Genomic DNA, 13,147 nt, shown 5'->3' with positions numbered 1-13,147 from the left:
ATGGTCTCGGTTGATTAGCCGGCGTCGATGGCGTGGAAGACGAGGCAGGCGGAATGCACGTGGGGCAGCAGCCCGATGCGGTTCATGGTGGCGCCGAGCGCGCCGGCATCGGGCGCATCGACGACGACGATCAGCTTGCCGCGCTCGTCGCGTGCGTGGATCTCGCAGCCGTCGAGCGCGAGAATGTCCGAGGCGACGCGATCGAGCTGATCGGGGCGGGTCTGCACGATGATGCTGGCGATCTCGCCGGCCGGCGGCGTGACCACGGGCTCGGCTGTCAGGACGCGGCCGGTGATCAGGGCCCGGCGATCGAAGGAGGTGCGGTGATTGAGCATGGGAGACGTCCTTCCGATCAGTGTGCGGCGGGCGGGCCGGGAGGGCCGGCCATCATCTGGTAGACCCACACCGCCAGCCCGTAGGAGCCGACGGTGGCGACCGCCAGCGCGGGCATGATCACGGCGGTGAGGAACAGGAAGGCAAAGACTTCCATGCGTCTGCGACGCGCACGCGCGTTCGCATCGCTGCCGACGAGCGACATGAGAGAATTCTCTGTGATGTGTGCGGGGGGAGGGTTTGCGGCATCCGGGCCGCGCCTGTTGCCAAATTAGCGGATGCCGCGGAACCGGCGTTGACGTGGATCAAGGCGGGAACTTGCGCTCCTGACCGGCCACTCGTCACAGCGGATTCGCCAGCTCTCTGTTTGCGATCGTGGTTGATGCCGCGTGAAGATGCGTGATTGCGTCGCAGGCGCCTGAGAAAATATGCTGCTTTGGCTTGCCTGCTTGAAACAAACATCCCCTGGGATTGCGACCGGAGAGGACCGGCATCGCTATTTTTCCGGGGTGCTCGACACCCGTTCGGCCCGCCACCATCATCCCTTGCACCGCATCAACGCGGATGCGCAAGCCGAGCGGAGAGGGCAATGGAGCGTCGTGATTTTCTGAAACTGTCATTGGCATCGGCTGCGGTGATGGCCTGCGCGGCGCCGCTGCGGGCTCAGGACAAGCCGAAGGAAATCCGCATCGGCACCCAGAAGGGCGGCTTCTTCCCGGCCGTGCGGGCACGCGGCACGATCGAAAATGCCTTCAAGGCCGATGGGATCAGCGTCGTCTGGGTCGACTTCCAGTTCGGTCCGCCGCTGCTTGAGGCCATCAATGTCGGCAGCGTCGATTTCGGCTATGTCGGCGACGCGCCGCCGATCTTCGCGCAAGCCGCCAATGCCAAGATCCGCTATGCCGCGGCCGTCAAGCAGAACGGCAGCACCCAGGCGATCATCGTGCCGAAGGACTCGCCGATCAAGACGCTGGCCGACCTGAAGGGCAAGCGCATCGCCTTCGGCAAGGGCTCGAGCGCGCACAACCTCCTGGTCGCGGCGCTGGAAAAGGCCGGCATTGCCTGGAGCGACATCACCCCGGCGCCGCTGGCGCCCGCCGATGCGACGGCGGCTTTCGTCAAGGGCTCGGTGGACGCCTGGTCGATCTGGGATCCCTATCTCGCGCTCGCCGAGCTGAAGGAGAACGCGCGCGTCGTTGCGTGGGACAAGGACGTTCACAAGCCGAATGCCTTCTACATCGTCGGCTCGGACTTCGTCGAAAAGTATCCGGCCGTGGTCGCCAAGCTGAATGCCGCCTTCGCGGCTGAAGGCATCTGGGCCAACAGCCATCACGAGGAAGTCGCCAAGGCGCAGGCGGAGGCGACCGGCGTCGACATCGAGGCGGTGAAGCGCTTCGTCGACCGCTCGGTCTACAGCGTCGTGCCGATCGATGACGAGATCATCAAGAGCCAGCAGGCGGTGGCGGATCGTTTCGCCCGCGTCGGGCTCATTCCCAAGCAAGTCAACGTCGCCGACATCGTCTGGAAGTGGACGCCGTCCACCTGACGTTCTCCTGCGACACCGAAAGAGATCGATATGAGTAACGCTTCGAAGCCCAACGTCCTCTGGTTCCTGCCGACCCATGGTGACGGCCGCTATCTCGGCACCTCCGAAGGCGGCCGCGAGGTCAACTTCAACTATCTGCGCCAGATCGCCCAGGCCGCCGATCAGCTCGGCTATTACGGCGTGCTGCTGCCGACCGGACGCAGCTGTGAGGATTCGTGGATCGTTGCCTCGGCGGTCGCGCCGTTCACCGAGAAGCTGCGCTATCTCGTGGCGGTGCGCCCCGGTCTGCAGTCGCCGAGCGTCGCCGCGCGCATGACCGCGACGCTCGACCGCGTCAGCAATGGACGGCTGCTGATCAACGTCGTCACCGGCGGCGATCCGGTCGAGAACAAGGGCGACGGCATCTTCCTGTCGCATGAGGAGCGCTACGAGGTCACCCGCGAGTTCCTCACTGTCTACAACAAGCTGCTCGAAGGCGAGGCCGTCAACTTCTCCGGCAAGCACATCACGGTCGAGGACGGCCGGCTGCTGTTTCCGCCGGTGCAGTCGCCGCGGCCGCCGCTGTTCTTCGGTGGCTCGTCGGATGCCGGCATCGACGTCGCCGTCGACACGGTCGAGAAGTACCTCACCTGGGGCGAGCCGCCGGCCGACGTTGCCGCCAAGGTCGCCAAGGTCAAGGCCGCGGCCGACAAGCGCGGCCGTAAGCTGTCCTTTGGCATCCGGCTCCATGTCATTGTCCGTGAGACCAACGAAGAGGCATGGGCTGCCGCCGATGATCTGATCAAGCACGTCACCGACGACACCATTGCGTCGGCGCAGAAGATCTTCGCGCGGATGGACTCGGTCGGGCAGCAGCGCATGTCGCAGCTGCATGGCGGCCGCCGTGACAAGCTCGAGATCAGCCCGAATCTGTGGGCCGGCGTCGGCCTCGTTCGTGGCGGTGCAGGCACCGCGCTGGTCGGCGATCCCGATACGGTGGCGGCACGCATCCGCGAGTATCAGGACATCGGCATCGATACCTTCATCCTCTCCGGCTATCCGCATCTCGAGGAAGCCTATCGCTTCGCCGAGCTGGTGTTCCCGAAGCTCGGGCTGAACACGGTGGAGCAGGGCGGCAACGTCACCAAGCTCCGCGCGAATACGGGCCCATTTGGCGAGACCATCGCCAATGAGCATCGTCCCCTGCAGCGGGCGTCGCAGTCATGAGCCTGATCGACAGCCTTACCAAGGTTCGCAAGCTGACCGTCCCCAAGGCGGATGGTCTGCTGCCCTGGCTCGTCCCGCTCGCGATCCTCCTAGTCTGGCAGGCCGCCTCGGTCGCAGGCTTCGTCTCGCCGCGCGTGCTGCCGGCGCCGAGCGATGTCGCGCGCGCCGGGTGGAAACTGTTGTGGTCGGGCGAGCTCGGCCGCAACATCTGGGTCAGCTTCTGGCGCGCCTCGATCGGCTTCCTGATCGGCGGCAGCATCGGCTTCGCCTTCGGTCTCGCCAACGGCCTGTCGCAGCTGTCGTCGAAGCTCACCGACACGACATTGCAGATGGTGCGCAACGTGCCGCATCTGGCGCTGATTCCGCTCGTGATCCTGTGGTTCGGCATCGACGAGAGCGCGAAGCTGTTTCTCGTCGCGCTCGGCGTGTTCTTCCCCGTGTACCTGAACACGCTGCACGGGATTCGCACCGTCGACCCGCAACTCATTGAAATGGGCCGCGTCTACGGCATGACGGATGGCGAGCTGTTTCGCCGCGTGATCTTCCCCGGCGCGCTGCCCTCGATCTTCGTCGGCCTGCGCTTCGCGCTCGGCATCATGTGGCTCACCCTGATTGTCGCGGAGACAATCGCGGCGTCCTCAGGGCTCGGCTACATGGCGATGCAAGCGCGCGAGTTCATGCAGATCGACGTCGTCGTCCTCTCCATCCTGATCTACGCCCTGCTGGGCAAGGTCGCCGACAGCGCCTCGCGGCCGCTGGAGCGGCTGACGCTGTCCTGGCATCCGGCGTTCAGCACGCATTGAGGTCTGTAATGCAGCAAGTACTCCGGCTTCCCGTGTCCAATGCCCAGGCGATCGACGCTCCCGAGGTGATCGGGCATGCTGAGGCTTCCCGTCGGTACAGGAAGCCCGGCGTGACCCCAGCCCCATCAGAGACGCGCGGCTTGCCGCTGGTGATCCGCGATCTCCGCAAGGCGTTCGGCGACAACGAGGTGCTGCGCGGCATCGACCTGGAGATTCCGGCCGGTCAGTTCGTCGCCATCGTCGGCCAGAGCGGCTGCGGCAAGAGCACGCTGCTGCGGCTGATCGCTGGCCTGGACAAGCCGACCTCGGGCACGATCAGCTTCGGCGAGACGGAGGCACGCGCGGAGGACGTCCGCGTCATGTTCCAGGAGCCGCGGCTGCTGCCCTGGGCGCGGGTGCTGGCCAATGTCGAAGTCGGCCTCGGCCGGGAGCGCAAGACAGCAGGCGCGCATGAGCGCGCGCGGCAGGCGCTGGAGGAGGTCGGTCTCGCCGAGAAGCGCGACCAATGGCCGGCGGTGTTGTCCGGTGGCCAGAAGCAGCGCGTGGCGCTGGCGCGCGCGCTGGTCAGCGGGCCGCGCCTGCTGGCGTTCGACGAGCCGCTCGGCGCGCTCGACGCGCTAACCCGGATTGCGATGCAGCGGCTGCTGGAGCGGGTCTGGGCCGACCAGACCTTCACCGCAATCCTGGTCACCCATGACGTCGCCGAAGCCGTCGCCCTGGCTGATCGGGTTCTGGTGATCGAAAACGGGCAGATTGCCGAAGATATCATCGTTGACCTGCCGCGCCCGCGCCAGCGCGGCTCTGCCGAGCTTGCCGCGCTGGAAGGTTCGATCCTGGGCCAGTTGCTAGGACCGGGCACGACAGGTTAGGAAAGATCAACGCAATGAACTTCGTCGCCCGTCACATGTCTGATGCCCCGGCGCCTGCGCCTGATTTCCGCTCCGCGATGCGCCAACTGGTCGGCGGCGTCAGCGTCATCACCGTCGGACGGGGTGACGAGGTCACCGGCATGACCGTGAGTTCGCTGTCCTCGCTCGCGGTCGACCCGCCGTCGATCATCGTCAGCCTCAATCGCAACGCCTCGTCGTGGCCGATCCTGCAGCGGGAGCGCGTGTTCGGCGCCAATCTGCTGGCGGCTGACCAGATCGGCGTGGCGGAGCGGTTTGCCGGCAAGGGGGGCTTGCGCGGCGCCGAGCGTTTCGCCGGCGCCGAGTGGCGCAAGCACGTCACCGGTGTGCCGCTCCTGGTCGGGGCACTGGCGACGCTGGACTGCGAGGTCGAGGAGATCATCGAGCGCCATTCCCATGCCATCGTGATCGGCCGCGTGGTGCACGTCGCCGTCGCGCCGCAATCGGCGGCCCTGGCGTATTGGCATGGCAGCTATGTCACCGTCGATCGCGACGACGATGACCTCGGACGGCTGGCCGCGCTGAGCGTGCCTGATCCGCGGGCAACCCCCTGACGTCTCGAACCGTCGGGCCTGCGCTGGCGTCGGTCGGCCAGACGCCGTAAAAGCCGTTGTCGACGTCGGCAGCGGATATCATGAAGCGGATCGGAACCTGGGCTCTCTACGTGGTCGGCACGGTCGCGATCCTGTATCTCGCGCTCTATGCCTATGCCGCGTTGACGCAGCGGACGCTCACGCCCGGCGATCCCATCCACATCTTCCGCAATCCCGAGGCGCCAAGCTATTCGTAGAGCTGATGTGTTCTACGGAATCGTATCTGGTCGCCTTGCGCACGTTTCCGCGTCTTCGCCCGGAGCTTGCGGGTCAGCCCGCTGTCCCCCTCCAGGGCAGGGCAATCGCCTATGACCAATCTGAGTTTGTCGCGAAACTTTAGCCACATCGTCATGGCCGGGACGGAGCCCGGCCATGACGACGTGGAAACAGACGGGCGCAACACTTCGATCGTCAAATGCGATTGCCCTGCCCTCAAGGGGAGGGTGAGAGTGAGACCGCCGCTCGTGGCCGTCCTCATCGGCTTTTTGTGATCATCGCGCAGAGCCGTCGCCAAGCCCTGTCCTAATCGTCGGCCAAGGTGCGGGCTGCGCGGCGCCGCTGTTGCGGCGGCTCGCGCACCCACGGGTCTGTCGACTGTTCGCAACCCTGCAACTGCATCCAGTCAGCGGAAAGAAATTGCACCCGGCAGCGGCGCCAGACGCGCGTCTGTGTCTTGCTGTCCGGTGAGGTCTCGATGTCGGACAGAGACAGATAGGGTGGCCGCCAGCGATAGCGGCGCTCATTGTCCCAGCCGTCGCAGCCGCCTGTCCCGCACGCGAGGGTGCGCGAGATCAGCTTGCCCCTGCTGGCAAAGCACCAGCTGCGCGCGCCCCATTCCTCCCGGGAGGATGGCTTCACCAGCGGCGCGTGCGACGTCTGCTCCCAGCAGCCGGCCAGCACGCCACGTGTCTCGGCCATGGCCGTTGAAATGAAAAGCGGCGCGCTCGGCGTGAGCGCGCCGCCAAGAACGAGTCCGAAAGCGTGTGCCAGTCTAGACAGCGCTCGGCATGCGCGGCGTGTCGCCGGCGCCCGGCGGCGGGATCGGCACGCCGCCATCGGCATATTCGTTGAGCTTGTTGCGCAATGTGCGGATCGAGATTCCCAGAATGTTGGCCGCATGAGTCCGGTTGCCCAGGCAGTGCTTCAGGGTTTCGAGGATCAGGTCGCGTTCGACATCGGCGACGGTGCGGCCGACGAGGGCGCGTGTGACCTGCTCGGCGGCCATCGTAGCATGGGCGACGGCGGGTTGCGTCTTGCCGATGTCGAGCCGGGCGCCATCGGGGGTGAGGATCGCATCCGGCCCGATTTCGTCGCCCTGCGCCATCAGCACGGCGCGGTGCATCGTGTTCTCCAGCTCGCGCACGTTGCCCGGCCAGCGGTTGGTGGTGAGGATGCGCTTGGCTTCCGGCGAGATCGGCCGCAGCGGCACGGCGTTGGCATCGGAGTATTTGCGCGCGAAGTGCTGGGCCAGTTCGAGGATGTCGGCCGGACGCTCCCGCAGCGGCGGGATCTTCAGGTTCACGACGTTGAGCCGGAACAGCAGATCCTCGCGGAAGGTGCCCTCGCGCACGGCGTCCGCCAGGTTGCGGTTCGAGGTCGCGATGATGCGGATGTCGACCGGGACGGGGCGAGTGCCGCCGACGCGGTCGATCACGCGCTCCTGGATCGCGCGCAACAGCTTCGACTGCAGCCGCACGTCCATCTCGGAGATTTCGTCGAGCAGCAGCGTGCCGCCATTGGCCTCCTCGAACTTGCCGACGCGGCGTGCGACCGCGCCGGTGAAGGCGCCCTTCTCGTGCCCGAACAGCTCGGACTCCAGCAGATGCTCGGGGATCGCGGCGCAGTTGATCGAGATGAAGGGACGCTTGGCGCGGGCGGAGCGGGTGTGGACGTAGCGCGCCAGCACCTCCTTGCCGGTGCCGGATTCACCGGTGATCATCACCGAGGCGTCGGAGCCTGCGATCTGCTGCGCCAGCTTGATCACCTTGGCCATGGCGTCGTCGCGATAGACCAAGTCGCGGCTGTCATTGGCGACGGCGGCGAGCACAGCCGCGATCAGCTCCGGATCCGGCGGCAGCGGAATGTATTCCTTGGCGCCGGCATGGATGGCGGCGACCGCGGCGCGGGCGTCGCTGGTGATGCCGCAGGCGACGATCGGCACATGGATGTGCTCGGCGTCGAGCCGCATCACGAGGTCGCGGATGTCGAGCGCGACGTCGACCAGCAGCAGGTCGGCGCCCTTGCCGCCGCGCAGCACGCGCATCGCCTGCTCGTTGTCCTCGGCATGGGTGACGGTGGCGCCATTCTCCATGGCGATCTTGGTGGCCGCGGTCAGCTGACCCTTCAGCGTTCCGACGATGAGAAGCCGCATGGTGGTCTCCTATTCGGTCGCGCCGCTCTCGGTCAGCGCGCGGGGATCATGTCCGTCAGTTGCGGTCGGATTTGATGATTTCGGTCATGGTGACGCCGAGCTTGTCCTCGACCAGCACGACTTCGCCGCGGGCGACGAGACGGTTGTTGACGTAGATGTCGATGGCTTCGCCGACCTTGCGGTCGAGCTCGAGCACCGTGCCGGGCCCGAGCTTCAAGAGCTCGCCGACATCCATCTTGGAACGGCCGAGCACGGCGGAGACCTGGACGGGAACGTCGAACACGGCTTCCAGGTCGGCCGCGATGCGCGAGGCGTGCTCTTCCTCGTTGTAACCGACGTCGCCGGTGAGCGGCGGAGCGTCGGCCGAATTCAGGTCCGGAAGCGGGATCTCGTTGTCGCTCATGACTTAAACTCCATGGCCATTCGTGGCGGCCTAGTTCTTCCGGGACGCCATGTAGCGTCCGACCAGTTCGTTGATCTTGGCGTCAATCGCGGCGCGCTCCAGCACGACGCCGCCATCCGCCCATTCGATGCGGCAGTCGCCGGTCGCGATCTCCGGCTCGGCGAGAATGACAAGGCGCCCCTCGAAGCCGCTCTGCTTGGCGAGCCTCTCGATCTTCTCGCGGGCGAGCTCGTAGAGGGAGTCGTTGATGCGGAGCACCAGATGCGGCGTGGCCACCAGATGCGCAAAGCAATCGTGCACGAGACCGGTGATCTCGCCGAGCGGCTCGGCGTCGATCAGCGCCGCGCACAGCTTGCGCGCCACGGCCACCGCGACATCCACCGCTTCCGTCTCCATCCTCGATTCGATGCCAGCGAAACGGGCGGAGATGCCCTGCAGCTGGATGTTGATCTGCTCCAGCGCCGATGCGACACGGCGGTCGGCCTCGACCTTGGCCTCGCGCTGCGCCGCCTCGTAGCCGTTGCGATAGGCGGCGGCTTCGGCGGCTGCGACCTTCTGTGCGATCTCGGCGGCCGAGGCGCCGCGCTCCCGCGTCTTCTCCGGCGCGGCGAAGTCGGTATCGAACAGGAACTTCGCGGGCTGAGCCATCAATACACCAGTTCGTCGTCAGCGCGGTTCTTGCTGAGCATGATCTCGCCCTTGGCGGCGAGGTCCTTGGCGAGGTTGACGAGCAGGGCCTGCGCCTCGTCGACGTCGCGCAGGCGCACCGGTCCCATCGCGGCCATGTCGTCCTGCAGCATCTTGGCGGCGCGGGACGACATGTTGCCGAAGAAGAAGTTGCGCACCTCCTCGTTCGCGCTCTTGAGCGCCACGCCGAGCTTGTCCTTGTCGACGTTGCGCAGCAGCGTCTGGGCGGAGGCGGAGTCGAGCTTGATCAGGTCGTCGAAGGTGAACATCAGCGCCTTGATGCGCTCGGCGGATTCGCGGTTCTCTTCTTCGAGCGAGGTGATGAAGCGGGTCTCGGTCTGGCGGTCGAAATTGTTGAAGATCTCGGCCATGACCTCGTGGGCGTCGCGGCGGCGGGTCTGCGACAGGTTCGACATGAACTCGACGCGAAGCGTCTGCTCGACCCGCTCGATGACTTCCTTCTGCACCGCTTCCATGCGCAGCATGCGGCCGATGACGTCGAGGGCCATGTCCTCGGGCAGGATCGCGAGCACGCGCGCGGCATGCTCCGGCTTCAGCTTGGACAGCACGACGGCGATGGTCTGCGGATATTCGTTCTTGAGATAGTTCGCCAGCACCTCTTCCTGGACGTTGGAGAGCTTCTCCCACATGTTGCGGCCGGCGGGACCGCGGATCTCGTCCATGATGCCGGAGACGCGCTCCGACGGCAGATATTGCTGCAGCAGCCGCTCGGTCGCGTCGAAATTGCCCATCAGCGCGCCGGAGGCCGACATGCGCGAGACGAACTCGAGCATCAGGTCCTCGACGACGTCGGCTTCGACGGTGCCCAGCGTCGACATCGCCAGTGACAGCTCGCGCACCTCGTCGTCGTCGAGCTGCTGCCAGATCTTGCCGCCATACTGCTCGCCGAGCGCCAGCATCATCACGGCTGCCCGCTTCGGGCCGCTCAGCGGCTCGGTCTTCTCGCGCTGCGCCTGACGGCTTGCCAGCGTCGCGATGACGGTGGAGATGTCGGCGGTGTTGGCGTTGGCGTTCTGGGTCTGCGGAAGCGACATGGCGATCTACGTTCGATTCGGTTGCGACGGTTCAGACGGAGCGGATCATTGCTGCTGCGGCTCGGCGAGCCATTGGCGGATGATGGAGGCGGCTTCGCCCGGGTTGCGGTCGGCAAGTTCGCCGACGCGGTGGACCGACTGGGCGTGGACCTGGCCCTGCACCTGGGCGACGTCGATCATGGTCGCGGTCTGCTGAGCGTGGGCGACCTGGGCCTGGGTCTCGTCGGTGATTGCCGGCACGCCGCTGGTCAGGGCTGCGATCTCCTCCGTGGCGATGATCTTCTTCACCAGCGGCCGCACCACCATGAACACGACCACGATGCCGAGCAGCATCATCACCGCGAGCTCGATGACGTACATCACGTCATCCTTGGTGAAGTGGAGCATGCCGAGGAAGCCGGTGGGCTCGTTGATCTGCGGCACGGCCGGAGCGTCGGCGAATTTCAAATTGACCACTTCGACCTGGTCGCCGCGCTTCTGGTCGAAGCCGATGGCGGAGCGGACCAGGGCCGCGATGCGGTCGAGTTCTTCCTTGCTGCGCTCCTTGTAGACCAGCTCGCCCTTCTCGTTCTTGGAGTAGGCGCCGTCGACCAGCACCGCGACCGAGATGCGGTTGACCCGTCCGGCCTCGGTGACTTCGGTCTTGGTGGTCCGGGAGATCTCGTAATTGTTGGTCTCTTCGGTCTTCTTGCTCTGGTCTTTTGGCTGCTGCGGCGGCTGGTTCTGCTGGTTGCCCGGCAGCTCGTTGTTGACCGAGACCTGACCGTTGCTCTCCGACGTCGCCGACTGCTCTTCGCGGGTCTGGCTGGAGCGGAGCACTCTTCCTTCCGGATCGTAGCGGTCGGAGGTCTGGGTGATGCGGTTGAAGTCGAAATCGGCTGACAGTTGCACCCGGGCGCGGCCGGCGCCGACGACCGAGGACACGATGTCCTCGACCTGCTTGCGCATCCGCTTCTCGAAGCTGTTGCGCCGCTCGTCGCCGACCTGCTGGTCGATGTCGGTCTGGGTGCCGTCGGCGAGCAATTGGCCCGCCTCGTCGACGATCGACACCCGCTGCGGCTTCAGGCCGTTCACGGCCGAGGCGACGAGGTGGCGGATGGCGCGGATCTGATTGGCTTCGAGGGCGCCGCGCACGCGCACGACGATCGAGGCCGACGGCTCCGGGGTCTCGCGCGAGAACAGCGGCCGCTCCGGCAGCACCAGGTGGACACGGGCCGCCTGCACGCGGTCGATGGCGCGGATGGTGCGGGCGAGCTCGCCCTCCAGGGCGCGCAGGTGGTTGATGTTCTGGACGAAGCTCGTGGTGCCCAGCGCATCCGACTTGTCGAAGATCTCGTAGCCGACGCCGCCGCCCTTGGGCAGGCCACCCTCGGCGAGCTTCATGCGCAGCCGGGTCACCTTGTCCTTGGGGACCAGGATGACGCTGCCTTCATTGCGGATCTCGAACTGGATGCCCTGCCGCTCCAGATCCTTGATGATGCTGGAGGAGTCGTCCATGCTCAGGTCGGTGAACAGGGTGGTCATCTGCGGCGCCGTCACGCGCATGATGACGAAGCCGAAGAAGCCGACCAATGCAGCCGTGACCGCCACCATCGCGGTGAGCCGCGCGGCGCCCAAACCCTTCAGGAAGTCCAAGAGACCTTGCAAGCAACTGCCCCATAGTTCGGCATTCGACGGGTGGCTGCTGAAGGGTGTGATTGGAGCTTCGCGGGCCTTTACGGCCGGTTGCAGAGATCGCGAAATTCAATCCTTAAACCTTCACCGACACCCGCATTCCAGGTGGTGATCCGATGCCTGCCTCTGCGTCCGCCGTTCGGGACGTGCCGCGGAGGTTGAATCGAACCACTGGGCAATTATTGCCTATGGGAAGGTTTCGATATGGTTAACGATCGTTAAAGGGTCCTAACAAAGTGTCGACATGCAAAAAATCGGCTTGGCGGAGCCAAGCCGATTTTCGAAGAATCCCGTTCGCGTCGTTAACGCTTTATTGGCGATATTGTTGAATTCGGGTGGTGCGCAGCCCGGCGAGACCATGCTGGTCGATCGAGAACTGCCACGACAGGAATTCGTCGACGGTCAGGGTGTAGCGGCTGCACGCCTCTTCCAGGGACAACAATCCGCCGCGGACCGCAGCGACGACTTCGGCCTTGCGGCGAATGACCCACCTCTTGGTGCCTGGCGCAGGCAAATCCGCGATGGTGAGCGGGCTGCCGTCAGGCCCGATGACGTATTTCACCCTCGGGCGATGGGGTTCTGTCATGGCGTACTCACAAACTCTTAACCACTGAACTCACGGTAAGACCCTACGCCGCCTCGCTTAAAATTTGCCTAAGCAAAGGGCGGGAATCCGGCGCTCTTTGCGAACGCCGGCTCGTCCGGCGGCCAAAGGCCCCGGGAACGAGATCGTGGTAAATGATTGGTTAAGAATTTCCGGCGGTTACGCCGGTGTGTCGCCATCGTGGCTGAGCTTGATGTTCAAGCTCAGCTGCAAGCGTATCCGCTGTCTTAACTGTCGGAACAGCCGTTAAGGGCTAGTTAACGATCCGCTGGATCTGGTTCACGGTATAGGTCTGGCCGCCGATCGACAGCATAGGCGGCTGCTGGGTCAGATCGACCGAGGTGACCGTGCCCTTGACCTGGGTCGAGATGGCCACCGGCGCGCCATTGGTCGCATCGGTGCCGACCACCGTGATCTTGTACTGCCCGTCCGGCCATTGCGTGCCGTCATTGCCCTGGCCGTTCCAATTATACGTCTGGTTGTCGCCGGCGCTGGCCGAATATTTGCCGCTGAAGACGGTCTGCCCGACGCTGTTGGTGATGCTCACCGTCAGGTTGCTGTCCTTCGGGATGCTCAGATCCCAGCTCGCCTTGGCGTCGGTCATGGTCGTCGTCGCGCCGTTCACGACGGCGGTCTTGCCGACGAAGGCCAAGGCCTGGGTCGCCTGAGTCGTCTGCTGCATCGAGATCAGCGACGACAGCTGGTCATTGGTCTTGAGCTGCTGCTCGACGCCGGCGAACTGGACGAGCTGCTGGGTGAACTGGTTCGTATCCAGCGGATCGAGCGGGTTCTGGTTCTGCAGCTGCGTCGTCAGCAGCGTCAGGAAGGTCTGGAAGTTGCCCGCGATGGTCGAGCCCGCGGTCGAGCCGAGGCTGCTGTTGGATCCGGTGGTGGATGTCTTGGTCGTGCCCGAGACTGCCGGGCTTGCCGTGATTGCGTCGCCGATTGCCATGGAAGCCTCCTG

The 13,147-nt window shown here is 65.3% G+C and carries 16 protein-coding genes; 6 read left to right on the top strand and 10 right to left on the bottom strand.

The features are described from left to right. Positions 1-14: 14 nt before the first annotated feature. On the bottom strand, positions 15-335 hold the full coding sequence (locus ACQR0Z_RS33530) for a chaperone NapD (protein WP_434878913.1): 321 nt from the start codon (positions 333-335) through the stop codon (positions 15-17). A gap of 17 nt (positions 336-352) precedes the next feature. Continuing rightward, a complete protein-coding gene (gene napE, locus ACQR0Z_RS33525) occupies positions 353-538 on the bottom strand; it encodes a periplasmic nitrate reductase, NapE protein (RefSeq protein ID WP_434860446.1) in 186 nt (61 codons plus the stop codon). A 384-nt stretch (positions 539-922) separates the two neighbouring features. Between napE and ACQR0Z_RS33520 the strand changes: the two genes are divergently transcribed. The 6 genes from ACQR0Z_RS33520 (at position 923) to ACQR0Z_RS33495 (ending at position 5,586) form a co-directional block, all read left to right on the top strand. Then, the gene (locus ACQR0Z_RS33520; RefSeq protein WP_434921485.1) at positions 923-1,879 is read left to right on the top strand and encodes an aliphatic sulfonate ABC transporter substrate-binding protein; all 957 of its coding nucleotides are present in this window, start codon (positions 923-925) and stop codon (positions 1,877-1,879) included. A 30-nt stretch (positions 1,880-1,909) separates the two neighbouring features. Next, entirely contained in the window at positions 1,910-3,085 is a 1,176-nt protein-coding gene (ssuD, locus tag ACQR0Z_RS33515; RefSeq protein WP_434921484.1) for an FMNH2-dependent alkanesulfonate monooxygenase, read from the top strand. After that, a complete protein-coding gene (ssuC, locus tag ACQR0Z_RS33510; protein WP_434921483.1) occupies positions 3,082-3,888 on the top strand; it encodes an aliphatic sulfonate ABC transporter permease SsuC in 807 nt (268 codons plus the stop codon). Before ssuD ends, ssuC begins: the two co-directional genes overlap by 4 nt. An 8-nt stretch (positions 3,889-3,896) precedes the next feature. Next, positions 3,897-4,757, top strand: coding sequence for an ATP-binding cassette domain-containing protein (locus ACQR0Z_RS33505; protein WP_434921482.1), 861 nt, complete (start codon positions 3,897-3,899; stop codon positions 4,755-4,757). A gap of 14 nt (positions 4,758-4,771) precedes the next feature. Next, positions 4,772-5,350, top strand: coding sequence for a flavin reductase family protein (locus ACQR0Z_RS33500; RefSeq protein WP_434860441.1), 579 nt, complete (start codon positions 4,772-4,774; stop codon positions 5,348-5,350). A gap of 80 nt (positions 5,351-5,430) precedes the next feature. Beyond that, on the top strand, positions 5,431-5,586 hold the full coding sequence (locus ACQR0Z_RS33495; RefSeq protein WP_434921481.1) for a hypothetical protein: 156 nt from the start codon (positions 5,431-5,433) through the stop codon (positions 5,584-5,586). Between the two features lie 325 nt (positions 5,587-5,911). Here the strand turns inward: ACQR0Z_RS33495 and ACQR0Z_RS33490 are convergent, their stop codons facing one another. From ACQR0Z_RS33490 to ACQR0Z_RS33455, 8 genes are all read right to left on the bottom strand, one after another. Continuing rightward, entirely contained in the window at positions 5,912-6,307 is a 396-nt protein-coding gene (locus tag ACQR0Z_RS33490; RefSeq protein WP_434921480.1) for a hypothetical protein, read from the bottom strand. A gap of 73 nt (positions 6,308-6,380) precedes the next feature. After that, positions 6,381-7,760 carry a sigma-54-dependent transcriptional regulator FlbD gene (flbD, locus tag ACQR0Z_RS33485; RefSeq protein WP_434860438.1) on the bottom strand — a complete coding sequence of 460 codons (1,380 nt, stop codon included), beginning with the start codon at positions 7,758-7,760 and terminating at the stop codon, positions 6,381-6,383. A 55-nt stretch (positions 7,761-7,815) separates the two neighbouring features. Next, the gene (gene fliN / locus ACQR0Z_RS33480; protein WP_434860437.1) at positions 7,816-8,163 is read right to left on the bottom strand and encodes a flagellar motor switch protein FliN; all 348 of its coding nucleotides are present in this window, start codon (positions 8,161-8,163) and stop codon (positions 7,816-7,818) included. Positions 8,164-8,193: 30 nt separating this feature from the next. Continuing rightward, on the bottom strand, positions 8,194-8,811 hold the full coding sequence (locus ACQR0Z_RS33475; protein ID WP_434921479.1) for a FliH/SctL family protein: 618 nt from the start codon (positions 8,809-8,811) through the stop codon (positions 8,194-8,196). Next, on the bottom strand, positions 8,811-9,905 hold the full coding sequence (gene fliG / locus ACQR0Z_RS33470) for a flagellar motor switch protein FliG (protein ID WP_006614920.1): 1,095 nt from the start codon (positions 9,903-9,905) through the stop codon (positions 8,811-8,813). Before fliG ends, ACQR0Z_RS33475 begins: the two co-directional genes overlap by 1 nt. Before the next feature lie 45 nt (positions 9,906-9,950). Next, positions 9,951-11,552 (bottom strand): flagellar basal-body MS-ring/collar protein FliF, encoded by a 1,602-nt coding sequence (gene fliF / locus ACQR0Z_RS33465; protein WP_434860435.1) that lies wholly within the window; start codon positions 11,550-11,552, stop codon positions 9,951-9,953. 337 nt (positions 11,553-11,889) lie between these two features. Beyond that, positions 11,890-12,165, bottom strand: a complete 276-nt coding sequence (locus ACQR0Z_RS33460) for a DUF1153 domain-containing protein (RefSeq protein ID WP_002714638.1) — start codon at positions 12,163-12,165, stop codon at positions 11,890-11,892. A 271-nt stretch (positions 12,166-12,436) separates the two neighbouring features. Beyond that, entirely contained in the window at positions 12,437-13,135 is a 699-nt protein-coding gene (locus ACQR0Z_RS33455; protein ID WP_434860434.1) for a flagellar hook assembly protein FlgD, read from the bottom strand. Between the last annotated feature and the right edge of the window lie 12 nt (positions 13,136-13,147).

Origin of the sequence: Bradyrhizobium sp. HKCCYLS3077, assembly GCF_051167555.1 — a bacterium.
Lineage (GTDB): Bacteria > Pseudomonadota > Alphaproteobacteria > Rhizobiales > Xanthobacteraceae > Bradyrhizobium.
Note: the sequence above shows the minus strand (reverse complement) of the source record. Positions and strands in the feature narration are given on the sequence as shown.

Bases quoted from the DNA above. Each gene is read 5' to 3' on its own strand.
- ACQR0Z_RS33530 (WP_434878913.1), bottom strand. From the start codon at position 335: ATGCTCAATCACCGCACCTCCTTCGATCGCCGGGCCCTGATCACCGGC.
- napE (WP_434860446.1), bottom strand. From the start codon at position 538: ATGTCGCTCGTCGGCAGCGATGCGAACGCGCGTGCGCGTCGCAGACGC.
- ACQR0Z_RS33520 (WP_434921485.1), top strand. From the start codon at position 923: ATGGAGCGTCGTGATTTTCTGAAACTGTCATTGGCATCGGCTGCGGTG.
- ssuD (WP_434921484.1), top strand. From the start codon at position 1,910: ATGAGTAACGCTTCGAAGCCCAACGTCCTCTGGTTCCTGCCGACCCAT.
- ssuC (WP_434921483.1), top strand. From the start codon at position 3,082: ATGAGCCTGATCGACAGCCTTACCAAGGTTCGCAAGCTGACCGTCCCC.
- ACQR0Z_RS33505 (WP_434921482.1), top strand. From the start codon at position 3,897: ATGCAGCAAGTACTCCGGCTTCCCGTGTCCAATGCCCAGGCGATCGAC.
- ACQR0Z_RS33500 (WP_434860441.1), top strand. From the start codon at position 4,772: ATGAACTTCGTCGCCCGTCACATGTCTGATGCCCCGGCGCCTGCGCCT.
- ACQR0Z_RS33495 (WP_434921481.1), top strand. From the start codon at position 5,431: ATGAAGCGGATCGGAACCTGGGCTCTCTACGTGGTCGGCACGGTCGCG.
- ACQR0Z_RS33490 (WP_434921480.1), bottom strand. From the start codon at position 6,307: ATGGCCGAGACACGTGGCGTGCTGGCCGGCTGCTGGGAGCAGACGTCG.
- flbD (WP_434860438.1), bottom strand. From the start codon at position 7,760: ATGCGGCTTCTCATCGTCGGAACGCTGAAGGGTCAGCTGACCGCGGCC.
- fliN (WP_434860437.1), bottom strand. From the start codon at position 8,163: ATGAGCGACAACGAGATCCCGCTTCCGGACCTGAATTCGGCCGACGCT.
- ACQR0Z_RS33475 (WP_434921479.1), bottom strand. From the start codon at position 8,811: ATGGCTCAGCCCGCGAAGTTCCTGTTCGATACCGACTTCGCCGCGCCG.
- fliG (WP_006614920.1), bottom strand. From the start codon at position 9,905: ATGTCGCTTCCGCAGACCCAGAACGCCAACGCCAACACCGCCGACATC.
- ACQR0Z_RS33460 (WP_002714638.1), bottom strand. From the start codon at position 12,165: ATGACAGAACCCCATCGCCCGAGGGTGAAATACGTCATCGGGCCTGAC.
- ACQR0Z_RS33455 (WP_434860434.1), bottom strand. From the start codon at position 13,135: ATGGCAATCGGCGACGCAATCACGGCAAGCCCGGCAGTCTCGGGCACG.